The sequence below is a fragment of the Pantoea sp. PA1 genome, assembly GCF_056856975.1.
On sequence record NZ_JBXGEE010000004.1, the window covers coordinates 383,761 to 406,747 of the forward strand.

Below are 22,987 nucleotides of genomic sequence, written 5' to 3' on the forward strand. Positions count from 1 at the left end.
TCAGGCAGAAACGTAGCGGGCCGGTCCGCGCTTTCACGCGGCACGGCGAACCTTCAGACCAGCGACTTAAGGCGATAGATCCAGTCGAGCGCCTGACGCGGCGTCAGCGTATCCGGGTCCAGCGCCTCCAGGGCTTCTACCGCCGGAGAGGTCTCTTCAACCAGCAGAGGCAACTGAGAACCGTCGACCGTCGATGAGGCGGAGTGACTGGAGACGGTCTCCAGCTCTTTCAGCTTGCTGCGCGCGCGCCTGATGACCTCTTTGGGCACCCCCGCCAGCGCTGCCACGGCCAGACCATAGCTCTTGCTGGCGGCCCCCTCCTGCACGCTGTGCATAAAGGCGATGGTGTCACCGTGCTCCACCGCGTCCAGGTGAACGTTGACCACGCCCTCCATTTTCTCCGGCAGGGTCGTCAGCTCGAAGTAATGGGTCGCGAACAGCGTCATCGCCTTGATGCGGTTGGCCAGGTTTTCGGCACAGGCCCAGGCCAGCGATAAGCCGTCGTAGGTGGAGGTACCGCGTCCAATCTCATCCATCAGCACCAGACTGTTTTCGGTGGCGTTGTGCAGGATGTTGGCGGTTTCGGTCATCTCCACCATAAAGGTCGAGCGTCCGGAGGCGAGATCGTCAGCGGCACCCACGCGGGTGAAGATGCGATCCAGCGGGCCAATCAGCGTCTCATCGGCGGGAACAAAACTGCCAATCCACGCCATCAGCGCAATCAGCGCCGCCTGACGCATATAGGTACTTTTACCGCCCATGTTCGGACCGGTGATGATCAGCATTCTGCGCTGGGGGGCCAGGGAGAGCGGGTTCGCAATAAACGGCTCTTTCAGCACCTGTTCGACCACCGGATGACGGCCGCCGCTGATTTTGATCCCGGCTTTATCCTGCAACACCGGCCGGCAGTAATTCAGCGTCCAGGCGCGCTCGGCCAGATTGCTCAGCACATCCAGCTCTGCCAGCGCCGCGGCACTCAGCTGCAACGCTTCAAGATGCGGCAGCAACTGATCGAACAGCGCCTCATAGAGGCTTTTTTCCAGCGAAAGCGCTTTCCCCTTCGAGGTCAGTACTTTGTCTTCGTACTCTTTCAGCTCCGGGATAATGTAGCGTTCCGCATTTTTCAGGGTCTGACGACGGACATAGTGCATCGGCACCTGATGGCTCTGCGCGCGGCTTACCTGGATGAAGTAGCCGTGTACCCCGTTAAAGCCAACCTTAAGGGTATCTAGTCCCAGCTTCTCGCGTTCGCGAATCTCCAGCCTGTCGAGATAGTCCGTTGCACCATCGGCCAGCGCACGCCACTCATCCAGCTCGGCGTTGTAACCGGGGGCAATCACGCCGCCGTCGCGGATCAGCACCGGCGGGGAGTCGATGATCGCCTGCTCCAGCAGCTCACGCAGCGCGGCGAACTCGCCCATCTGGGTGCGCAGCTTCTGCAGCTGTGGCGCTTCAACATCGGCCAGTAGCTGGTTAAGCTCCGGCAGCTGCTGAAAAGCGTGCCGCATGCGGGCCAGATCGCGCGGGCGGGCGGTACGCAGCGCCAGGCGGGCCAGGATTCGTTCCAGATCGCCGACCTGACGCAACACTGGCTGAAGCACCTCACTGAGAGGCTGCAGTTCTGCAATCGACTCCTGACGCTGGGTGATCGTGCGCACGTCGCGCAGCGGCATATGCAGCCAGCGTTTGAGCATCCGGCTTCCCATCGGGGTGACCGTTTTGTCCAGCACGGCCGCCAGGGTGTTGTCGGTGCCGCCTGCCAGGTTCTGGGTGATCTCCAGATTACGGCGGGTGGCCGCATCCATAATGATGCTGTCCTGCTGCCGCTCCATGCTCAGCGAGCGGATGTGCGGCAGGGTGGTGCGCTGGGTATCTTTGGCATACTGCAGCAGACAGCCCGCCGCACTCAGTCCAAGATGCGCATTCTCCACACCAAACCCGTTAAGGTCACGGGTGCCGAACTGCAGATTGAGCTGCTGCCGGGCGGTGTCGATCTCAAACTCCCACAGCGGACGGCGGCGCAGGCCACGACGCTGATCGATCAGTGACATCGCCTGGAAATCTTCAGGGTAGAGCAGCTCGGCCGGGTTGGTGCGCTGCAGCTCTGCCGCCATAGTTTCGGCATCGGCAGGTTCGCTGAGGCGAAAACGGCCCGAGCTGATGTCGAGCGTGGCGTAGCCAAACCCCCGCGGACTTTGCACAATCGCCGCCAGCAGGTTGTCGTGCCGCTCCTGCAACAGCGCCTCATCGCTGATGGTTCCCGGCGTAACGATACGCACCACTTTGCGCTCGACCGGACCTTTGCTCAGCGCCGGGTCACCGATCTGCTCGCAGATCGCCACGGATTCGCCCAGCTGCACCAGCTTAGCCAGATACCCTTCAACCGCATGATAGGGCACACCGGCCATCGGGATCGGTTCGCCCGCCGACGCGCCGCGTTTGGTCAGCGAAATCTCCAGCAGCTGTGAGGCACGTTTCGCGTCGTCATAAAACAGCTCGTAGAAGTCACCCATACGGTAAAACAGCAGAATGTCAGGGTGCTCGGCCTTGAGGCGCAGGTACTGCTGCATCATGGGCGTGTGAGAAGGAAAGTCCTTTTCGGTTGGCTCTTGCATAAGGTTTTAACTCATCTTTGATGCGGTAAATTTCTGGCGGTCAACGCCCATGAAACCGAAAGGGATTCCAGGCGCGCGGGATAATCAGATGATAACGAATAGGGCAGGGCATATGCCAGCCTGATGCGCAGACCGTGAACCTGACCGGCCAGGAGCCATCCTGGCAAATGGCAGGACGGCTGGCGACAGAAAAGTGTCACTTTTGCACCCTTTGATGTGCTGCTGCGAGGCGGCTCGCGATTTCTGACAGGATAGCGCACCGGGGGATTGCCGATCAGGCGGCTGCGCGCGGAGCGTGGGGATCACCGGCAGGGTCGGGCGGATTAAAGAAAAATCAGTCCGCCATGCCCGCCTGAAAAAGAGACACCGGTCAAAGAAGCGGCACGCACATCTGCGCCCGGCGGATAAAAGTGCTTGAATCAACGGGTTACATTTTCAGCGCGCAAAATTTACCCGGCGCAGTCAGGTCAGCATCACGCCGTCATAGCGGCGACCGGGAGAGTTTGCCGGGATGATGACGTCGCGCTCAGGATGGAACGGAAAGTTTGGATAACGGCTTTAATGACCTTAATTATCAGGAGGATAAATGTCACTAACCCGTCGGCATTTCTTACACTCAGGCGCGGCGCTGGCTTTCGCGGCGACGTTTCCCGCCTTCGCAAACGTGCCTTACAGTTCGGGCGAGAAAAAACCTCAGCTGATTCCGCCGCCAGGCAGCGTCGATTGCCATATGCATCTGTACGACAGCCGCTGTCCTGCCGTGCCTGGCACAAAACTGATGAACCCGGCGAACGCTTCACTCGAAGACTATCGGAAGCTTCAGCAGAGACTGGGCATCAACCGGATGGTGATTGTCACACCCTCCCGCTATGGAACCGATAACAGCGTCCTGCTGAATGGCCTGGCGGCGAGCGGGGGAAATGCGCGCGGCGTGGTGGTGCTGGATTCGTCGGTCAGCGATGATGAACTGCAGAAGCTGCATCAGGCGGGCGTCAGGGGAATCCGGTTCAATCTGCGTTACAGCGCGGTTAACCTCGATGATATGGAGAAGTTAGCAGCACGCGTAAATCCCCTGAACTGGCATATTCAGGTGGTGACCTCTGGTAAACACTTAACCGAACTGGAAAGCCGGCTGCAAAGACTCCCGACCCCGGTGGTGATCGATCATATGGGGCACGTGCCGCAGCCGGAGGGCATTACGTCGCCGGTGTTTACCACGCTGCAGCGGATGCTGGATGGCGGGAAAAGCTGGATAAAACTCTCCGGGGTTTATATCGACTCCTTAACCGGCGCGCCGGGCTATAACGATGTGACGCCGGTGGCACAAAAACTGGTGCAGATTAACCCGGAACGGCTGCTGTGGGGCAGCGACTGGCCGCATCCGACCGAACCGGACAGCCATAAGCCGGACGATGCGGTGTTACTCGATCTGATGCAGGTCTGGGCGCCGGAGAGCCGGGATCGGCAGAGAATACTGCGTGATAACCCCGTTAAGCTCTATGACTTCTGACGCAGCATTTACAGGCAGCCAGGTCAGTTCAGCCCGTGCTGCAGCGCCCAGACCGCGGCTTCCAGCCGGGATTTAAGGTTCATCTTCTTCAGCAGATATTTGACGTGGACCTTAACGGTGCTTTCGCTGATGGCCAGCTTACGGGCGATCGCTTTATTGGTCATCCCGTCGCTGATCAGCTGCAGGATTTCGCGTTCGCGTCGGGTCAGCTGCGTGATGTCACGCGGCCGGGCAGGCCGGGCGTCGCGCAGCCGGGTGACCAGCATCGGCGTTAACGCCTCGCTCAGCACGATCTGACCGGCTGCCGCCTGATGCAGGGCTTTCAGCAGCGCTTCCGGCTCCATATCTTTCAGCAGATAGCCATCGGCGCCGCGCTGCAGTGCGCTGACGACATCCTCTTCCTCATCCGACACGCTGAACACCACCACCCGCCCGGAGAGGGGGGCTTCGCGCAGTCGGGTCAGGGTATCCAGCCCATTCAGTCCCGGCATATTCAGATCCAGCAGGATCAGGTCAGGATCGTGCTGCTGCGCCAGCGCCACGCCCTGCGCACCGTTTCCCGCCTCGGCAACCACCTGCAGTCTCTCATCCAGCGCGATTAGCTGCTTCAGCCCGTTGCGCAGCATGGGGTGGTCGTCGATCAATAAAAGCGTAAATGTCTCTGCCGTCACCATGACTCCTGTTCCTGTCGCCGCTGCCCGTCCGGATCGGGTGTGGGCCTATCTTACCGGTGAGGCGGGGGCGCTATATACCCCCAAAGGACTACTCCTTTATTTCCATTTTTACCTCTTCCCGGCACGCCATTTTCAGTGCAGCCGATTAACCCTATGATTTGCAATGACTCTCTGCTGCCTCTCCGCTACTTATCCCGGCTGAGACAGGATGACCACGCCCGGATAACCTGCATTGCCGTTGATTTGTATCAAGCAAGCGGGCAGGGCGGATACGCAGGATATGCCCCATTATTCTTCTGCTGATGAGAGAGTCATGACCCAATCTGCCCCTTTGCAAACCCCGACGCGCGGCGCACCGATCCAGGAGTGGCAACCGGAAAATGCGGCCTTCTGGCAGGCGCGGGGTAAACGCATCGCCAGCCGCAACCTCTGGATCTCTGTCTTCTGTCTGCTGTTGAGCTTCTGCGTCTGGATGCTGTTCAGCACCGTCGCGGTTAACCTGAATAAGGTCGGCTTCCGCTTCAGTACCGAACAGCTCTTTCTGCTGACCGCGCTGCCGTCGGTCTCCGGCGCGCTGCTGCGTGTGCCTTACTCATTTGTGATTCCCGTCTTTGGCGGACGCCGCTGGACCGCCTTCAGCACCGGCATCCTGATCGTTCCCTGCCTGTGGCTCGGTTTTGCGGTAAGGGACAGCCAGACCTCCTTCGCCACCTTTATGGCGATCGCTCTGCTGTGCGGTTTCGGCGGTGCTAACTTCGCCTCCAGCATGGGCAATATCAGCTTCTTCTTTCCCAAAGCCCGTCAGGGCGGCGCGCTGGGCATCAATGGCGGCCTGGGGAACCTCGGCGTCAGCGTCATGCAGTTTGTTGCTCCGCTGGCGATCTCCTGCGCCATTTTTGGTTTTGCCGATGGGGGGCAAGTCACCGCGAGCGGCGATAGTCTCTGGCTGGAAAATGCGGCCTGGATCTGGGTGCCGTTTCTGGCCATCGGCACGCTGGCCGCCTGGCTGGGGATGAACGATCTGGCGGCAGCGAAATCCTCGCTGCGCGAACAGCTGCCGGTGCTGAAACGTCCGCACCTCTGGATCATGGCGCTGCTCTATCTGGCGACCTTCGGCTCCTTTATCGGCTTTTCAGCCGGTTTCGCCATGCTGACAAAGACGCAGTTTCCCGGCGTGGTGATTATGCACTACGCCTTTTTTGGCCCGCTGATTGGCGCACTGGCGCGCTCAGCAGGCGGCATGATCTCGGATCGCTTCGGCGGAACCCGTGTCACCCTGATCAACTACGTGCTGATGGCACTGTTTGCTGCACTGCTGTTTCTCACGCTGCCGGGAGCCGGACATCAGGGATCGTTCGTTGCCTTCTTCGCCCTGTTTATGGGCCTGTTCCTCACTTCCGGCCTCGGCAGCGGTTCCACCTACCAGATGATTGCCGTGATCTTCCGCCGTCTGACGCTGGAACGCATCAAGGCCGAAGGCGGTGACGAGGCGCTGGCACAGCGGGAAGCCGCCACAGAAACCTCCGCGGCGCTTGGCTTTATCTCCGCTATCGGCGCGCTGGGCGGCTTCTTTATTCCGCAGACCTTTGGCCTCTCGCTTGCCATGACCGGCTCTCCGGCCGGGGCGATGAAAATCTTTCTGGTCTTCTACCTCTGCTGTATCGCCGTCACCTGGCGGGTCTACGGACGAAAAGCGCGCGCCGGATAACGACAACGCCGGTGTGGCGCACCGGCACCCACTTTATTTTCTGCATCAGCACGCATGCAGAGTGAGCAATGTGACACCAGGCCTTCAGGAGCCTTCCGGATGAGCAAATTTCTCGATCGATTCCGCTATTTCAAACAGCTGGCTGAGCCCTTTTCCGGCCAGCATGGTCAGACGCTGAACAGCAACCGTGACTGGGAAGATGGCTACCGCAGTCGCTGGCAGCACGATAAAGTCGTGCGCTCCACCCACGGCGTTAACTGCACCGGCTCGTGCAGCTGGAAAATCTACGTCAAAAACGGCCTGGTCACCTGGGAAACACAGCAGACTGACTACCCCCGCACCCGTCCCGACCTGCCGAACCATGAACCGCGCGGCTGTCCACGCGGTGCCAGCTACTCCTGGTATCTCTACAGCGCCAACCGCCTGAAATATCCGCTGATGCGTAAGACGCTAATCCAGCTCTGGCGCGAGGCGAAGGCGCAGCATAGCGATCCGGTGGAGGCATGGGCCTCCATCATCCGCGATCCGGAAAAAGCGCGCAGCTATAAACAGGCGCGCGGACGCGGCGGGTTTGTGCGATCCAGCTGGCAGGAGGTGAATGAGCTGATTGCCGCCGCGAATATCTGCACGGCCAAAACCTACGGCCCTGATCGCGTGGTCGGCTTCTCGCCGATTCCGGCCATGTCGATGGTCTCCTATGCCGCCGGGGCGCGTTACCTGTCGTTAATTGGCGGCACCTGCCTGAGCTTCTATGACTGGTATTGTGACCTGCCACCGGCCTCACCGATGACCTGGGGCGAGCAGACCGACGTGCCGGAATCCGCCGACTGGTATAACGCTTCCTACATCATTGCCTGGGGCTCAAACGTGCCGCAGACCCGCACCCCGGATGCGCACTTCTTTACCGAAGTCCGCTACAAGGGGACGAAAACCGTGGCAATCACCCCGGACTATGCCGAAGTCGCGAAGCTGTGCGACCAGTGGCTGAGTCCGAAGCAGGGCACCGACAGCGCGATGGCGCTGGCGATGGGCCACGTGATGCTGAAAGAGTTTCACCTCGACCGTGATATCCCCTATTTCCGCGACTATGTACGCCGCTACACTGACATGCCGATGCTGGTGCTGCTGGAGCCGCGCGAAGGCGGATTTTATGCCGCGGGTCGCCAGCTGCGCGCCAGCGATCTGGTCGATGGGCTGGGTCAGAAAAACAACCCGGAATGGAAAACGGTGGCGCTGGATCAGACCACCGGCGAGCTGGTGGCCCCTCAGGGCGCGATCGGTTTCCGCTGGGGCGAAAAAGGGAAATGGAATCTGGAACAGCGCGATGGCCTGTCGCAAAAAGAGGTGGAGCTGCAGCTGAGTCTGCTCGGCAGCCACGATGAGGTGGTCGAGGTCGGTTTCCCTTACTTCGGCGGCATCACCAGCGACCATTTTAACAGCGTCGCGCTGGATGAGATCCTGCTGCATAAGCTGCCGGTCAGACGCCTGACGCTGGCAGATGGCAGCGAAGCCCGGGTCGCCAGCGTCTACGATCTGACCCTGGCGAACTACGGTCTGGATCGCGGTCTGGGTGATGCTCACTGCGCGCAAAACTATGATGAGATCAAAGCCTACAGTCCCGCCTGGGCGGAGCGGATCACCGGCGTCTCCCGGCAGAACATCATCCGCCTCGCGCGCGAGTTTGCCGGGAACGCGGAGAAAACCCACGGACGTTCAATGATCATTGTCGGTGCCGGTATGAACCACTGGTATCACATGGACATGAATTACCGGGGACTGATGAACCTGCTGATTTTCTGCGGCTGCGTCGGTCAGAGCGGCGGAGGCTGGGCGCATTACGTCGGTCAGGAGAAACTCCGCCCGCAGACCGGCTGGGCTCCGCTGGCCTTTGGCCTCGACTGGCAGCGTCCGCCACGCCAGATGAACAGCACCTCTTTCTTTTACAACCACTCCAGCCAGTGGCGCTATGAAACCCTGGCGACCGAAGAACTGCTCTCACCGCTGGCCGATAAAAGCCGCTTCAGCGGCAGCCTGATCGATCTTAACGTCCGCTCCGAACGCATGGGCTGGCTGCCTTCCGCGCCGCAGCTTAACGTCAACCCGCTGCACATCGCCGCCCGGGCCAGCGCCGCCGGGCAGTCGGTAATTGACTATACCGTGGCGAGCCTGAAGCAGGGCACCCTGCGCTTTGCCGCTGAACAGCCGGACGATCCGCAGAACTTTCCGCGTAACCTGTTTGTCTGGCGCTCTAACCTGCTTGGCTCGTCAGGGAAAGGGCATGAGTACATGCTGAAGTATCTGCTCGGCACCGAAAACGGCATTCAGGGAAAAGATTTAGGCCAGCAGGGGCGCGTGAAGCCGGAGGAGGTCGAATGGCAGGCGCAGGGCGCCGAAGGAAAACTGGATCTGGTGGTGACCCTCGATTTCCGTATGTCGAGCACCTGCCTTTACTCCGACGTGGTGCTGCCGACCGCCACCTGGTATGAAAAAGACGACATGAATACGTCGGATATGCATCCGTTTATCCATCCGCTTTCGGCGGCGGTCGACCCCGCCTGGGAGTCAAAAAGTGACTGGGAGATCTACAAAGGCATCGCCAAAGCCTTCTCCGACCTTTGCCCCGGTCATTTAGGCGTTGAAACGGATGTGGTGACGCTGCCGGTGCTGCACGACTCGCCTGCCGAACTGGCGCAGCCGTTTGAAGCCAGAGAGTGGAAAAAAGGAGAATGCGATCTGATCCCCGGCAAAACGGCACCGCACATCATGGTGGTGGAGCGTGACTATCCGGCGACCTGGGCGCGCTTTACCACGCTGGGGCCACTGCTGGAGGCGCAGGGCAACGGCGGCAAAGGGATTAGCTGGAACACCTGCAAAGAGGTCGATCTCCTGAAGCAGCTGAACTATGTCAAAGCGGATGGCCCGGCTGCGGGACGGCCCAATATCGACACGGCCATTGATGCGGCCGAGGTGATTCTGGCGCTGGCGCCGGAAACCAACGGTCAGGTGGCGGTCAAAGCCTGGCAGGCGCTGGGTGCGATAACCGGTCGCGATCACACTCACCTGGCGCTGAACAAAGAAGATGAGAAGATCCGCTTCCGCGATATCCAGGCGCAGCCGCGCAAAATTATCTCCAGCCCGACCTGGTCAGGTCTGGAAGATGAGCATGTCTCCTACAACGCCTGCTACACCAACGTTCATGAACTGATTCCGTGGCGCACCCTGAGTGGCCGTCAGCAGCTCTATCAGGACCATGAGTGGATGCGCGCCTTCGGCGAAAGCCTGATGGTCTACCGTCCGCCGATTGACACCCGGGCAGCGAAGCCGTTGCTCAACAGTAAACCCAACGGCAACCCGGAGAAGGCGCTGAATTTCCTGACGCCGCATCAGAAGTGGGGCATTCACTCCACCTACAGCGACAATCTGCTGATGCTGACCCTGTCGCGCGGCGGCCCGATTGTCTGGATGAGTGAAGAGGATGCCCGCGAACTGGGCATTGCGGATAACGACTGGATCGAGGCGTTCAACGCCAACGGTGCCCTGACCGCCCGCGCGGTGGTGAGCCAGCGCATCCCGGCCGGTATGACCATGATGTATCACGCTCAGGAACGCATCGTGAATATCCCCGGTTCGGAGATCACCCGCCAGCGCGGCGGGCTCCACAACTCCGTGACCCGGGCCTGCCCGAAACCGACCCATATGATCGGCGGCTACGCCCAGCTCTCCTGGGGCTTTAACTACTACGGCACCGTCGGGTCGAACCGCGATGAGTTCGTGGTGGTGAGAAAAATGAATAACGTTGACTGGTTAGACGGGGAAGGCCACGACGCCTGCCAGGGCGGCCAGCAGGAGGTGAAACCATGAAAATTCGCTCACAGGTCGGCATGGTGCTGAACCTCGACAAATGTATCGGCTGCCACACCTGCTCGGTGACCTGCAAAAACGTCTGGACCAGCCGCGAGGGGATGGAATACGCCTGGTTTAACAACGTCGAGAGCAAGCCCGGCGTCGGCTATCCGCACGCCTGGGAAGATCAGCAGAAGTGGAAGGGGGGCTGGATCCGGAAGATCAACGGCAGGCTGGAGCCGCGCATGGGCAGCCGCGTCGGACTGCTGTCGAAGATCTTTGCTAACCCGGACGTGCCCGCGCTGGATGATTACTACGAGCCGTTCGATTTCGACTACCAGCATCTGCACAATGCACCCGCCGGAAAACAGCAGCCGATCGCCCGCCCGCGCTCGCTGATCACCGGTCAGCGGATGAAAAAGATCGAGAATGGCCCGAACTGGGAGGAGATCCTTGGCGGCGAGTTTGCGAAGCGCTCGCAGGATAAGAACTTCAATAACATCCAGAAGGCGATCTATGGCCAGTTTGAGCACACCTTCATGATGTACCTGCCGCGCCTCTGTGAGCACTGCCTTAATCCGGCCTGCGTGGCAACCTGTCCCAGCGGCGCCATCTACAAGCGCGGCGAAGATGGCATCGTGCTGATCGATCAGGATAAATGCCGCGGCTGGCGCATGTGCCTCACCGGCTGTCCCTACAAGAAGATCTACTTCAACTGGAAAAGCGGCAAATCTGAGAAGTGCATCTTCTGTTATCCGCGCATTGAATCGGGCCAGCCGACCGTCTGTTCGGAAACCTGTGTCGGCCGGATCCGCTATCTCGGCGTGCTGCTCTATGACGCTGATCGCATTGAACAGGCGGCGTCAGCGGAAAACGAAAAAGATCTCTACCAGCGTCAGCTGGATATCTTCCTCGATCCGCACGATCCGGCAGTGATCGCCCAGGCGCTGAAAGATGGCGTGGCGCAGAGCGTGATCGACGCAGCGCAGCGTTCGCCGGTCTACAAAATGGCGATGGAGTGGAAGCTGGCGCTGCCGCTGCATCCGGAATACCGCACGCTGCCGATGGTCTGGTATGTGCCGCCACTGTCACCGATTCAGTCGGCGGTGGATGGCGGCGCACTGGCTCACACTGGCGTGCTGCCGGATGTGGAGAGTCTGCGCATCCCGGTTGAGTATCTGGCCAACCTGCTGACCGCAGGCGACACCGCGCCGGTGCTGCGGGCCCTGAAACGGATGCTGGCGATGCGCCACTACAAACGCGCTGAGAGCGTGGAGGGGCAGCGCGATAGCCGCGCGCTGGAACAGGTCGGCCTGACCGAAGCACAGGCGCAGGAGATGTACCGCTATCTGGCGATCGCCAACTACGAAGATCGTTTTGTGGTGCCTTCCAGCCATCGCGAGCTGGCGCGTGAAGCCTTCCCGGAAAGTAAAGGCTGCGGCTTTAGCTTTGGCGATGGCTGCCACGGCAGCGACAGCCGGTTCAATCTGTTTAACAGCCGTCGCATTGATGCCATCGACATCGCCAGTCAGACCCGCCGCCAGGAGGATGCCTCATGATGACGTTACGGATGCTGTCACGGCTGCTGGATTACCCGGACGAGGCGCTGTTTGCTCATTACTCTGAGCTGATCGCGGCGCTGGACGCGACAGATGAACTTGATCTGCCGCAGCGGGCAGGGCTGGAGCAGTTTATTCAGCAGCTCTGTGCGCGGCCACTGCTGGATGCGCAGGCTGACTATTGCGCCCTGTTTGATCGCGGCCGCGCCACTTCGCTGCTGCTGTTTGAGCATGTGCATGGCGAATCCCGCGATCGCGGTCAGGCGATGGTCGATCTGCTGGCGCAGTACCGGGCCGCCGGTCTGGAGCTGGACAGTAAGGAGCTGCCCGACTTTCTGCCGCTCTATCTGGAGTATCTCGCCTGTCAAAGTGACGAGGCGGCGCGTCAGGGACTGGAGGATATCGTGCCGATTCTGGCTCTGCTGGCGGCGCGTCTGGAAGCGCGCCAGAGTCCCTATGCCGACCTTTTCACGCTGTTACTGACGCTGGCGGGCAGCGCGGCTGACCCGGCCGCCCTCCGGCCGCAGGTGGCGAAGGAAGCGCGTGACGACACCCCGGCGGCGCTGGATGCGGTCTGGGAAGAGGAGCAGATTAAATTTCTCGGCGAGCAGGGCTGTGTCTCAGCGCAGCAGGCGATGCATCAGCGTCGCTTCGCCGATGCGGTCGCGCCGCACTATCTGGATATTGCCGCGGCGACGGCACGCCGCACAGGAGAATCAGCATGAATGTTCTGAACACTTTCTTCTTCGATATTTACCCCTATCTTGCCGGAACGGTTTTTCTGGTGGGGAGCTGGCTGCGCTATGACTACGGGCAGTACAGCTGGCGGGCCGGTTCCAGTCAGATGCTGGATAAAAAGGGGATGCGGCTCGCCTCTAACCTGTTCCACATCGGCATTATCGGCATCTTCTTCGGGCATTTCGTCGGGATGCTGACGCCGCACTGGATGTATGAGTCGTTTCTGCCGATCGACGTGAAGCAGAAGCTGGCGATGGTGGCGGGTGGCCTGTTCGGGGCGATGACGCTGGCCGGGGGAGCGCTGCTGCTGAAGCGTCGTCTGACCCATCCGCGGGTGCGGGCGACCAGCAGCGTGGGCGATATTCTGATCCTGACCCTGCTGGTGGTGCAGGCCACGCTGGGCCTGCTGACCATTCCCTTCTCTGCTCAGCATATGGATGGCAGTGAAATGATGAAGCTGGTGGGCTGGGCACAGGCGGTGGTGACTTTCCACGGCGGTGCTTCACAGCATCTGGCCGGGGTGGCAGTGATCTACCGCGTTCATATGGTGCTCGGGATGACCCTGTTCCTGCTGTTCCCCTTCTGCCGGCTGGTGCATATCTGGAGCGCACCGGTTGAGTACCTGACCCGGCGCTATCAGCTGGTCAGAAACCGTCGCTGAATGCTGAGCCGCCGCGGGGGCAGGGCAGCCCTGCGGCGGTTTACACCGGTGTCAGCCTTGACGTTTTTTTAAGATTTTGACCTGTATGTCGCTGCGCTGAACGTCTACTATTACCGCATCTGATTTTACCCCCTCGTTTATGGATAACCGATGCGTCTCAAGCTAGCCCTCCTTGCCCTTATTCCGCTTCTGGCCTCCTGCAGCAGCAAACCTGACGTTCCCTCCCGGCAGAAGATGCTGGCTGCGCCGCAGGGCGGTTTTTTACTGCAGCCGTCGCATAACGGATCGGGCATGTCTGGCGATTTTGCCGGCAATCCGGCCGCCGAGAAATTTATCGATAAGATGGTGAAAGAGCATGACTTTGATCGTCAGCAACTGCACGACATTATCGGTCAGGCAAAACGGCTGGATTATGTGCTGCGGCTGATGGATCGTCAGGCCCCGAGCTATACGCCCGCGCCGGGTCCTAACGGGGCCTGGATCCGCTATCGCAACAAATTCATTACGCCGGATAACGTGCAAAACGGGGTAGCGTTCTGGAACCAGTATCAGGATGCGCTGCAGCGCGCGCAGCAGGTTTACGGCGTGCCGCCGGAAATTATTGTCGGCATCATCGGCGTGGAAACCCGCTGGGGACGCGTCATGGGGAAAACGCGCATTCTGGATGCGCTGGCGACCCTGTCGTTCAACTATCCACGCCGTGCTGAGTACTTCAGCAGCGAGCTGGAAACCTTCCTGCTGATGTCGCGTAAAGAGCAGGATGACCCGCTGGCGCTGAAAGGCTCTTTCGCCGGCGCGATGGGCTATGGTCAGTTTATGCCCTCTTCTTATCAGGAGTATGCGGTTGATTTTAACGGCGACGGTCATGCCAATCTCTGGGATCCGGTGGATGCGATCGGCAGTGTGGCGCACTACTTCCAGAAACATGGCTGGCGCAGCGGTGAAAATGTTGCCGTTCCGGCCAGCGGTCAGGCACCGATGCTGGATGATGGCTTCAAAACCCGCTACAGCGTGAGCATGCTGGCGGCCTCAGGATTGTCTCCTCAGGGCTCGCTGGACGGCAACGATGAGGTGAGTCTGCTGCGGCTCGATCTCGGCACCAGTTATCAGTACTGGTATGGCTTGCCCAATTTTTATGTCATCACCCGCTATAACCACAGCACCCACTATGCGATGGCGGTGTGGCAGCTGGGTGAGGCGGTCGGCAAAGCGCGACAGGGTGGTCTGTTATAAAGGCTACCCTTGTTAACTGTAAGGTTATATGATGTCGGCCTTTTCAGGCCACACAGCCACAGTTATTTCTGGAGTCGTTATGTCTTTACCTGCCTGCCCAGCCTGTCACGCCGATTATACCTGGCAAGATGGTGACAACCTCAACTGCCCCTCCTGCGGTCATATCTGGACCGAAGGAGAGGGCGACAGCAGCAACGCACAACTGGAAGTGCGTGATGCCAACGGCAATCTGCTGGCAGATGGCGACAGCGTCACGGTGATCAAAGATCTTAAGGTGAAGGGCAGCTCCTCTTCACTGAAGATCGGCACCAAAGTGAAAAGCATTCGTTTGGTTGAAGGGGACCACAACATCGATTGCAAAATCGACGGCTTTGGCCCGATGAAATTAAAATCTGAGTTTGTGAAAAAGAACTGAGATCAGGGGCGCAAGGACGCGCCCGCGCTCACTCTGCCTTATCCGGTTCCGCCTTCCTCTCCCCCCTTTTTCCGCCACCGCTGACTGTACAGTCAGTAAAACGCCGTCACGGGTCGCACTTTTTTGCCTTTCATCCGTCTCAGTAAACGAAGAGCTGATTGCTAAATGAGAGGTCAGGATGAAAGAGTGGGATCCCGTGCTGTATCGTAAATTTGAAGCGGAACGCACACGTCCGGCGCATGAGCTGCTGGCGCGTATCCGTCCGGAGCAGGTTGAGCAGGTCACCGATCTGGGATGCGGGCCGGGCAACAGCACGGAGCTGCTCGCTGATGCCTGGCCGCTGGCGCAGATTACCGGACTGGACAGTTCCGCGGCGATGTTAACGCAGGCCCGTGAACGCCTGCCACACTGCCGCTTTGTGCAGGCGGACATCCGCAGCTGGCAGGCAGAGGTCCCGCAGCAGGTCATCTACGCCAACGCTTCCCTGCAGTGGCTGGATGATCACACTGCGCTGTTCCCCCATCTGGTCAGGCAGCTGGCCCCCGGTGGTGCACTGGCGGTTCAGATGCCGGATAACCTCAATGAACCCTCGCACCAGCTGATGCGTGAGGTCGCCGCAACCGCGCGCTGGCGTTCACAGATCCGCACCGCTGATCGTGTCGCGCTGCTCTCTGCCGGCGCCTATTACGATCTGCTCACCCAGGCGGGCTGTGAGGTGGATATCTGGCGCACCACCTATTATCACGTCATGGCTGATGCGCAGGCGATTATCAGCTGGCTGCAGGCAACAGGCTTGCGCCCGTTCCTGGCGTCACTGGATGAGGCATCCCAGGCGGCGTTTCTCGCCGATTATCATCAGCAGCTGCTCAGCGCCTATCCGGCCCGGGCCGACGGTCAGGTGTTGCTCGCTTTCCCGCGTCTTTTTATGGTGGCAGTGAAAAAAGGGGCGTGAGCTGGAAACTCAGCCGCAAAAACAGGGCAATAGTGCAGAGAGCCCTTGAAAAAGTGCGCTTTCTGCACCACCTTCAATCCACACCCTAAGGGAGAGTCGCAATGGATGATCAGCAACTGCAGGCGCTTAGCGCGCAGATAGGTGAGAAGCTGAAGCAGCGCAACGCCACCGTCACCTGTGCGGAATCCTGCACCGGCGGATGGATTGCGAAGGTCTTTACCGATATCAGTGGCAGTTCCGCCTGGTTTGAACGCGGTTTTGTGACCTACAGTAATGAGGCAAAACAGCAGCTGGTGAACGTACAGGCAGCGTCGCTGGAACAGTATGGTGCGGTCAGCGAGGCGGTGGTGCGGGAGATGGCGCAGGGTGCCCGTCAGGCCGCTCAGGCAGACTATGCCATTTCAGTCAGCGGCATCGCCGGACCGGATGGCGGCAGTGAAGAAAAACCGGTCGGCACGGTGTGGTTTGGCCTGGCCGGCCCTGAAGATAAAGTGCTGACTTTTCAGCAGCATTTCAGCGGCGATCGTGATGCCGTACGCCGCCAGTCGGTGGCATGGGCCCTGCAGACACTGTATGGCGAATTTCTGACAAATTAAACTTGATACTGTATGACTATACAGTATAATTGTCGGCAACAGAAAGAGTGCAGGCACCCTGAGTGCGTGTTTACCCGGCTTGATTAGGAGTTGAAATGGCGATTGATGAAAACAAACAGAAGGCTTTAGCTGCCGCGCTGGGCCAGATTGAGAAACAATTTGGTAAAGGCTCCATCATGCGCTTGGGTGAAGACCGCTCAATGGATGTGGAAACCATCTCTACCGGTTCGCTGTCGCTGGATATCGCGTTAGGCGCAGGCGGTCTGCCAATGGGTCGTATCGTTGAGATCTACGGACCAGAGTCTTCCGGTAAAACGACGCTGACCCTGCAGGTCATCGCCGCGGCTCAGCGTAAAGGCAAAACCTGTGCCTTTATCGATGCCGAGCATGCGCTTGACCCGGTCTATGCCAAGAAGCTGGGCGTCGATATCGACAACCTGCTCTGCTCACAGCCGGATACCGGTGAGCAGGCGCTGGAGATCTGTGATGCACTGGCCCGCTCTGGCGCGGTCGATGTCATCATCGTCGACTCCGTTGCGGCGCTGACGCCGAAAGCGGAAATCGAAGGTGAGATCGGTGACTCACACATGGGCCTCGCGGCACGTATGATGAGCCAGGCGATGCGTAAGCTGGCCGGTAACCTGAAGCAGTCAAACACCCTGCTGATCTTCATCAACCAGATCCGTATGAAGATTGGTGTGATGTTTGGTAACCCGGAAACCACCACCGGCGGTAACGCGCTGAAGTTCTACGCCTCTGTCCGTCTTGATATCCGCCGTATCGGTGCGATTAAAGAGGGCGATAACGTGGTCGGCAGTGAGACCCGCGTTAAAGTGGTGAAAAACAAAATCGCCGCGCCGTTTAAACAGGCTGAATTCCAGATCATGTACGGTGAAGGGATCAATACCTTCGGTGAGCTGGTTGACCTGGGCGTGAAGCACAAGCTGATTGAAAAAGCGGGTGCATGGTACAGCTACAATGGCGACAAGATTGGTCAGGGTAAATCGAATGCCAGCAACTTCCTGAAAGAGAATGCGGCTGTGGCAAACGAAATCGATCTGAAGTTACGTGAGTTACTGCTCAACGGCGCGGATGAATCACTCGAAGCAGACAAATCTGCTGAGAATGAGAACGCAGCCAGCGAAGCGAACGAAGACTTCTGATGACTAAGACGGGAGAGGCGAAGGCCTCTCCCGTTGTTTTTACTTCCCTCTGTACCTCTCCTGCCTTCCCTCTGTCCTGTTCTGTCGCCATAATCTTTCCCCTGTTTGTACAAGGTGCGCAGTATGACTGAATCCACTCAGCCCCAACCCCAATCCAATGTTGTCTCCTACTCCCGCCTGCTTGACCGCGCGATGCGTATTCTGGGCCAGCGCGATCACAGCCGTGCAGAGCTGGCGCGTAAGCTGCAGCAATCGGCGCAGCGTGCGGCATGGGCGCAGAAAAAAGAGCCTGAGATCATCACCGATGCGCTGCTGGAGCAGGTGCTGAACTGGTGTCAGGAGAACGGCTGGCTGAATGACACGCGTTTCACTGAACGGTTTATTCAGAGCCGCAGCCGGAAAGGCTTTGGCTCCCAGCGTGTCCGTCTTGAACTGGCCCAGAAAGGCATTGACCGTGAAGCCATTGATATTGCGATGGAAGAAACGGAGGTGGACTGGGCTGCCTGTGCGGCAGAACTGGCCGAACGAAAATTCGGGCATCCGCTGCCTGTCGAGTGGAAAGAGAAAGCGAAAGTACTACGCTACCTGCAGTCAAAAGGGTTTATGAGCGAAGATATCCAGTCTGTTTTCAGAAATTTTGATGACTAAGGGCCGATGTAATTTTACTTCCCACTGAAGAAAATTTATCTTATTCCCACTTTTTGTTCCGCTGATCCGGCACCAGGAAAATGGGGTCGCACCGATCGGTGGGAACGTTCGTTAGCGTGATTCCAGGACATATATGAGCAAGAGCACTGCTGAGATCCGTCAGGCGTTTCTCGACTTTTTTCATAGCAAGGGACATGAGGTTGTAACCAGCAGCTCCCTCGTACCGAATAACGATCCAACGTTGTTGTTTACTAACGCCGGGATGAACCAGTTTAAAGATGTGTTCCTCGGTCAGGACAAACGTGATTACACACGGGCGACCACGTCGCAGCGCTGCGTGCGCGCGGGCGGAAAACACAACGATCTTGAAAACGTCGGCTACACCGCGCGTCACCACACCTTCTTTGAAATGCTGGGTAACTTCAGCTTTGGTGACTACTTCAAGAAAGAGGCGATTGGTTTTGCCTGGGAACTGCTGACGAGCGAACAGTGGTTCGGCCTGCCAAAAGAGCGTCTGTGGGTAACGGTTTATGAAACCGATGATGAAGCCTACGCGATCTGGGAAAAAGAGATCGGTGTGCCACGCGAGCGCATTATTCGCATCGGCGACAACAAGGGCGGCGCCTACGCGTCAGATAACTTCTGGCAGATGGGTGACACCGGTCCGTGTGGTCCGTGCAGCGAGATTTTCTACGATCATGGCGATCACATCTGGGGTGGCCCGCCAGGCAGCCCGGAAGAGGATGGTGACCGTTACATCGAGATCTGGAACATCGTCTTTATGCAGTTCAACCGCCAGGCGGATGGCACCATGCTGCCGCTGCCCAAACCTTCGGTTGATACCGGGATGGGTCTGGAGCGCATTTCTGCCGTTCTGCAACACGTCAACTCTAACTACGAAATCGACCTGTTCCAGAAACTGATTCAGGCTGTGGCGCAGGTTACCGGGGCGACTGACCTCAGCAACAAATCGCTGCGCGTGATTGCCGACCACATCCGCTCCTGCGCCTTCCTGATTGCCGATGGTGTGATCCCGTCCAATGAGAGCCGGGGCTACGTGCTGCGTCGTATCATTCGTCGTGCCGTGCGTCATGGCAACATGCTGGGTGCCAAAGAGGCCTTTTTCTATAAGCTGGTTGCGCCGCTGGTTGAGGTCATGGGTGCTGCAGGCGAAGAGTTGCAGCGCCAGCAGGCTCAGGTTGAGCAGGTGCTGAAAAGCGAAGAAGAGCAGTTTGCCCGCACGCTGGAACGCGGACTGGCGCTGCTGGACGAGGAGCTGGCAAAACTGCAGGGCGACACCCTGGATGGTGAAATCGTCTTCCGTCTCTACGACACCTTTGGTTTCCCGGCGGATTTAACCGCTGACGTCTGCCGCGAACGCAATCTGAAAATCGACGAAGCGGGCTTCGAGCAGGCGATGGAGCAGCAGCGTCAGCGTGCCCGTGAAGCGAGCGGCTTCGGCGCTGACTACAGCAACGTAATCCGCATCGATGCGGCTTCCTCCTTCAAGGGCTACGACCAGCTCGATTTAGCCGCCACCGTAAAAGCACTCTATGTTGCAGGTGAGGCGGTGGATGAAGTATCCGCAGGTCAGGATGCCGTCGTTGTGCTGGATGAAACGCCATTCTATGGCGAATCGGGTGGTCAGGTTGGCGATACCGGTCTGCTGAAAGGGAAGAATGCTGAATTTAGCGTCCAGGATACACAAAAATATGGTCAGGCAATCGGTCATGTCGGTAAGCTGACCGCCGGGCAGTTGCGTATCGGCGACCGCCTTGAGGCGCAGGTTGATGCGGCACGTCGTGCACGCATCCGTCTTAACCACTCTGCCACCCACTTGTTGCACGCCGCATTACGCCAGGTTTTAGGTGAGCACGTGGGGCAGAAAGGCTCTCTGGTTAATGACAAATATCTGCGTTTCGACTTCTCGCATTTTGAAGCGATGAAACCTCAGGAGATTCGTCAGGTCGAAGATATCGTCAATGCACAGATTCGTCGCAACCTGCCGGTGGAAACCGAGGTGATGGATCTTGATGCGGCGAAGTCTAAAGGGGCGATGGCCCTGTTCGGCGAAAAGTATGATCAGCGTGTTCGCGTGCTGACCATGGGTGACTTCTCTGTCGAACTGTGTGGGGGAACCCACGCGGCACGCACTGGCGATATCGGTCTGTTCCGCATTCAGGCTGAGTCAGGCACCGCTGCCGGCATCCGTCGTATCGAAGCGATTACCGGTGAAAGTGCGCTGGCTCAGGTCAACGCGCAGAGCAGCCAGCTGCAGGATATTGCGCAGCTGGTAAAAGCGAACAGCAGCAACCTGAACGAGAAGGTACGCGGTCTGGTTGACCACGTCCGGGCTCTGGAGAAAGAGTTGCAGCAACTGCGCGATCAGCAGGCTGCGCAGGAGAGCGCGTCACTGAGCAGCAATGCCATTGATGTCAAAGGGGCGAAGCTGCTGGTGAGCGAGCTCAGCAATGTTGACCCGAAAATGCTGCGTACCATGGTTGACGATCTCAAGAATCAGCTGGGATCGGCGATTATCGTGTTAGCGACGGTGGCGGAAGGCAAGGTATCGCTCATCGCGGGTGTGACCAAAGATCTGACCGACCGTGTTAAAGCAGGCGAGTTGATTGCCGGTCTGGCGCAGCAGGTAGGCGGGAAGGGCGGTGGTCGTCCGGATATGGCTCAGGCAGGTGGTAACTATGCTGAGGCGCTGAAAGGCGCGCTGGCAGGGGTTGAGAGCTGGGTTAGCAGCCGCCTGTAATGAAATAAAACAAAGCATGGTCAGAAGCGTCAGAACCCCGGTTCCGGCGCTTTTTAATACGATGCTAAAGCAGCAAATGACAAAGTCAGGTTGATGTAGTGTATTTCGGCTAAACTAACTATCAGCAGAATGTATTGGCGCATCGATGTGCATTGGTGTATTCCTCATAGTCAATGCGCAGCGTTAAATGATGGATAATGCCGGGAGCCTGTACAAGCCCGACTCTTTTAATCTTTCAAGGAGCAAAGAATGCTTATTCTAACTCGTCGAGTTGGTGAAACCCTCATGATCGGTGATGAGGTAACGGTAACGGTGCTGGGTGTTAAGGGTAACCAGGTTCGTATAGGGGTTAACGCGCCGAAAGAAGTGTCTGTGCATCGCGAAGAGATCTATCAACGCATCCAGGCTGAAAAAACGCAACAGACCAGCGTTTAACGGATTCAGCGTCTCGCACCTGTGCGAGGCGCTACCGCTTTCTGCAAAAAATCCCACCCTTTGTTCTCTCCCGCTGTTCTCCGTTTTGTTAACGTCCTCCTCTTTCATTGTTGATAATTCACTCTTTTTGCCGCCATTTTGTTCCAATTGTGTGTGATTTGCTCAATCAAACAAAGTTTCGGAAAAATTGTTTGACTTAAAAGTCCGGGAAAGTAATATGTGCGCCACGCAGTGCCGATGAGCAGAAACAAGTTCAGAAGCACGGTTCGAAAGAAAGCGTAAGGTGAGGTGGCCGAGAGGCTGAAGGCGCTCCCCTGCTAAGGGAGTATACGGTCAAAAGCTGTATCGAGGGTTCGAATCCCTCCCTCACCGCCATTTTCGATGCATCCATAGCTCAGCTGGATAGAGTACTCGGCTACGAACCGAGCGGTCGGAGGTTCGAATCCTCCTGGATGCACCATCGAAAATAAAGAAATAAAGCGAATTAGCAATTCCTTTCATGGTGAGTAGTCAGCACCCTGCGTTGTACAAGAATCAGATTTATGCATCCATAGCTCAGCTGGATAGAGTACTCGGCTACGAACCGAGCGGTCGGAGGTTCGAATCCTCCTGGATGCACCATTCTTTGTAACATCCTCAGGTTGGTTTCTGAACGTCCATAAAAAACGCAACACCCCAATGCATCCATAGCTCAGCTGGATAGAGTACTCGGCTACGAACCGAGCGGTCGGAGGTTCGAATCCTCCTGGATGCACCATATTCTTCAATATGGTCATTGCCTCAGTGTGTCATGACGTAGTTAGCGTTCAGGCCGCACTAAGGAGGATAACGTTGCATCAGCAACGGCCCGCAGGGCGAAGCGCAAGCTGAGTAATCCTCCTGGATGCACCATTCTTTGTAATATCCTCAGGTTAGTTTCTGAACGTCCATAAAAAACGCAATACCCTCAATGCATCCATAGCTCAGCTGGATAGAGTACTCGGCTACGAACCGAGCGGTCGGAGGTTCGAATCCTCCTGGATGCACCATATTCTTCAATATGGTCAGTGCCTCAGTGTGTCATGACGTAGTTAGCGTTCAGGCCGCACTAAGGAGGATACCGTTGCATCAGCAACGGCCCGCAGGGCGAAGCGCAAGCTGAGTAATCCTCCTGGATGCACCATATTCTCAAATAGGGTCAGCGCCTCAGTGTGCCATGGCGTAGTTAGCGTCCAGCCCGCATTCACGCTCTTCTCTTTTTCTCTGGCTCCATCCACGCGGCTTTTCAGCCTCATCTGCGTAACAGATTCATCATTTCATCTTAAGCAACGCCCAGCCACACCTGTCCTGCATAACCCGCTGCAGTTTGCCCCTCATGCAGGTGCGCCGCCGCCCTGGCACCAGACGATTGTTAAAAAATCGCTGAAAATTCGTACTGTTATCGCTGGTCGCGCACGATCACCTTTATCTGAAAAGAAAAATTGTTAATGCTTTCAA

At 58.1% G+C, this 22,987-nt stretch carries 16 protein-coding genes and 5 tRNA genes; 19 read left to right on the forward strand and 2 right to left on the reverse strand.

The annotated features are described in order from the left end of the window. Positions 1-53 precede the first annotated feature (53 nt). A complete protein-coding gene (mutS, locus tag AC1V0D_RS17355; RefSeq protein WP_482907813.1) occupies positions 54-2,615 on the reverse strand; it encodes a DNA mismatch repair protein MutS in 2,562 nt (853 codons plus the stop codon). Positions 2,616-3,201: 586 nt separating this feature from the next. Here mutS and AC1V0D_RS17360 point away from each other — a divergent pair. Continuing rightward, positions 3,202-4,125: an amidohydrolase family protein gene (locus tag AC1V0D_RS17360; RefSeq protein ID WP_167432414.1), complete on the forward strand. Its 924-nt coding sequence runs from the start codon at positions 3,202-3,204 to the stop codon at positions 4,123-4,125. Positions 4,126-4,148: 23 nt separating this feature from the next. On the opposite strand, the gene narL is transcribed toward AC1V0D_RS17360, so the two are convergent. Continuing rightward, complete coding sequence (gene narL, locus AC1V0D_RS17365; protein WP_111208205.1) at positions 4,149-4,799, reverse strand: two-component system response regulator NarL; 651 nt, start codon at positions 4,797-4,799, stop codon at positions 4,149-4,151. A gap of 313 nt (positions 4,800-5,112) precedes the next feature. Here narL and AC1V0D_RS17370 point away from each other — a divergent pair, with 313 nt between their 5' ends. From AC1V0D_RS17370 to AC1V0D_RS17455, 18 genes are all read left to right on the forward strand, one after another. Next, positions 5,113-6,507, forward strand: a complete 1,395-nt coding sequence (locus AC1V0D_RS17370) for a NarK family nitrate/nitrite MFS transporter (RefSeq protein WP_140925067.1) — start codon at positions 5,113-5,115, stop codon at positions 6,505-6,507. Between the two features lie 99 nt (positions 6,508-6,606). Next, positions 6,607-10,368 carry a nitrate reductase subunit alpha gene (locus AC1V0D_RS17375; protein WP_482907814.1) on the forward strand — a complete coding sequence of 1,254 codons (3,762 nt, stop codon included), beginning with the start codon at positions 6,607-6,609 and terminating at the stop codon, positions 10,366-10,368. Then, on the forward strand, positions 10,365-11,909 hold the full coding sequence (gene narH, locus AC1V0D_RS17380) for a nitrate reductase subunit beta (RefSeq protein WP_482907815.1): 1,545 nt from the start codon (positions 10,365-10,367) through the stop codon (positions 11,907-11,909). Before AC1V0D_RS17375 ends, narH begins: the two co-directional genes overlap by 4 nt. Next, entirely contained in the window at positions 11,906-12,634 is a 729-nt protein-coding gene (gene narJ / locus AC1V0D_RS17385; protein WP_482907816.1) for a nitrate reductase molybdenum cofactor assembly chaperone, read from the forward strand. The genes narH and narJ overlap by 4 nt, the downstream gene beginning before the upstream one ends. Continuing rightward, positions 12,631-13,308 (forward strand): respiratory nitrate reductase subunit gamma, encoded by a 678-nt coding sequence (gene narI, locus AC1V0D_RS17390; protein ID WP_046102444.1) that lies wholly within the window; start codon positions 12,631-12,633, stop codon positions 13,306-13,308. Before narJ ends, narI begins: the two co-directional genes overlap by 4 nt. Positions 13,309-13,458: 150 nt before the next feature. Beyond that, on the forward strand, positions 13,459-14,541 hold the full coding sequence (mltB, locus tag AC1V0D_RS17395; protein WP_033736026.1) for a lytic murein transglycosylase B: 1,083 nt from the start codon (positions 13,459-13,461) through the stop codon (positions 14,539-14,541). 79 nt (positions 14,542-14,620) lie between these two features. Then, a complete protein-coding gene (locus tag AC1V0D_RS17400) occupies positions 14,621-14,956 on the forward strand; it encodes a zinc ribbon domain-containing protein YjdM (RefSeq protein ID WP_058958497.1) in 336 nt (111 codons plus the stop codon). A 178-nt stretch (positions 14,957-15,134) separates the two neighbouring features. Further along, positions 15,135-15,908, forward strand: coding sequence for a trans-aconitate 2-methyltransferase (tam, locus tag AC1V0D_RS17405; RefSeq protein ID WP_140029467.1), 774 nt, complete (start codon positions 15,135-15,137; stop codon positions 15,906-15,908). Between the two features lie 101 nt (positions 15,909-16,009). Further along, a complete protein-coding gene (gene pncC / locus AC1V0D_RS17410) occupies positions 16,010-16,504 on the forward strand; it encodes a nicotinamide-nucleotide amidase (protein WP_046102442.1) in 495 nt (164 codons plus the stop codon). 95 nt (positions 16,505-16,599) lie between these two features. After that, entirely contained in the window at positions 16,600-17,667 is a 1,068-nt protein-coding gene (gene recA, locus AC1V0D_RS17415) for a recombinase RecA (RefSeq protein WP_009086899.1), read from the forward strand. 123 nt (positions 17,668-17,790) lie between these two features. Further along, a complete protein-coding gene (locus AC1V0D_RS17420) occupies positions 17,791-18,315 on the forward strand; it encodes a regulatory protein RecX (protein WP_082668227.1) in 525 nt (174 codons plus the stop codon). Between the two features lie 133 nt (positions 18,316-18,448). Further along, positions 18,449-21,076 (forward strand): alanine--tRNA ligase, encoded by a 2,628-nt coding sequence (gene alaS / locus AC1V0D_RS17425; RefSeq protein WP_482907817.1) that lies wholly within the window; start codon positions 18,449-18,451, stop codon positions 21,074-21,076. Between the two features lie 249 nt (positions 21,077-21,325). Then, positions 21,326-21,511, forward strand: coding sequence for a carbon storage regulator CsrA (gene csrA / locus AC1V0D_RS17430; protein WP_008927091.1), 186 nt, complete (start codon positions 21,326-21,328; stop codon positions 21,509-21,511). Positions 21,512-21,793: 282 nt separating this feature from the next. Further along, a tRNA-Ser gene (locus tag AC1V0D_RS17435) sits at positions 21,794-21,886 on the forward strand. A gap of 8 nt (positions 21,887-21,894) precedes the next feature. Next, positions 21,895-21,971: transfer RNA gene (locus AC1V0D_RS17440), tRNA-Arg, on the forward strand. An 84-nt stretch (positions 21,972-22,055) separates the two neighbouring features. Further along, positions 22,056-22,132, forward strand: a tRNA-Arg gene (locus AC1V0D_RS17445). Positions 22,133-22,191: 59 nt separating this feature from the next. Continuing rightward, positions 22,192-22,268, forward strand: a tRNA-Arg gene (locus AC1V0D_RS17450). Positions 22,269-22,462: 194 nt separating this feature from the next. After that, positions 22,463-22,539 (forward strand) — tRNA-Arg (locus AC1V0D_RS17455). Positions 22,540-22,987: the final 448 nt, after the last annotated feature.

What these genes read in the sequence shown, in the direction of transcription:
- mutS (WP_482907813.1), bottom strand. Translation starts at nt 2,615, where the DNA reads ATGCAAGAGCCAACCGAAAAGGACTTTCCTTCTCACACGCCCATGATG.
- AC1V0D_RS17360 (WP_167432414.1), top strand. Translation starts at nt 3,202, where the DNA reads ATGTCACTAACCCGTCGGCATTTCTTACACTCAGGCGCGGCGCTGGCT.
- narL (WP_111208205.1), bottom strand. Translation starts at nt 4,799, where the DNA reads ATGGTGACGGCAGAGACATTTACGCTTTTATTGATCGACGACCACCCC.
- AC1V0D_RS17370 (WP_140925067.1), top strand. Translation starts at nt 5,113, where the DNA reads ATGACCCAATCTGCCCCTTTGCAAACCCCGACGCGCGGCGCACCGATC.
- AC1V0D_RS17375 (WP_482907814.1), top strand. Translation starts at nt 6,607, where the DNA reads ATGAGCAAATTTCTCGATCGATTCCGCTATTTCAAACAGCTGGCTGAG.
- narH (WP_482907815.1), top strand. Translation starts at nt 10,365, where the DNA reads ATGAAAATTCGCTCACAGGTCGGCATGGTGCTGAACCTCGACAAATGT.
- narJ (WP_482907816.1), top strand. Translation starts at nt 11,906, where the DNA reads ATGATGACGTTACGGATGCTGTCACGGCTGCTGGATTACCCGGACGAG.
- narI (WP_046102444.1), top strand. Translation starts at nt 12,631, where the DNA reads ATGAATGTTCTGAACACTTTCTTCTTCGATATTTACCCCTATCTTGCC.
- mltB (WP_033736026.1), top strand. Translation starts at nt 13,459, where the DNA reads ATGCGTCTCAAGCTAGCCCTCCTTGCCCTTATTCCGCTTCTGGCCTCC.
- AC1V0D_RS17400 (WP_058958497.1), top strand. Translation starts at nt 14,621, where the DNA reads ATGTCTTTACCTGCCTGCCCAGCCTGTCACGCCGATTATACCTGGCAA.
- tam (WP_140029467.1), top strand. Translation starts at nt 15,135, where the DNA reads ATGAAAGAGTGGGATCCCGTGCTGTATCGTAAATTTGAAGCGGAACGC.
- pncC (WP_046102442.1), top strand. Translation starts at nt 16,010, where the DNA reads ATGGATGATCAGCAACTGCAGGCGCTTAGCGCGCAGATAGGTGAGAAG.
- recA (WP_009086899.1), top strand. Translation starts at nt 16,600, where the DNA reads ATGGCGATTGATGAAAACAAACAGAAGGCTTTAGCTGCCGCGCTGGGC.
- AC1V0D_RS17420 (WP_082668227.1), top strand. Translation starts at nt 17,791, where the DNA reads ATGACTGAATCCACTCAGCCCCAACCCCAATCCAATGTTGTCTCCTAC.
- alaS (WP_482907817.1), top strand. Translation starts at nt 18,449, where the DNA reads ATGAGCAAGAGCACTGCTGAGATCCGTCAGGCGTTTCTCGACTTTTTT.
- csrA (WP_008927091.1), top strand. Translation starts at nt 21,326, where the DNA reads ATGCTTATTCTAACTCGTCGAGTTGGTGAAACCCTCATGATCGGTGAT.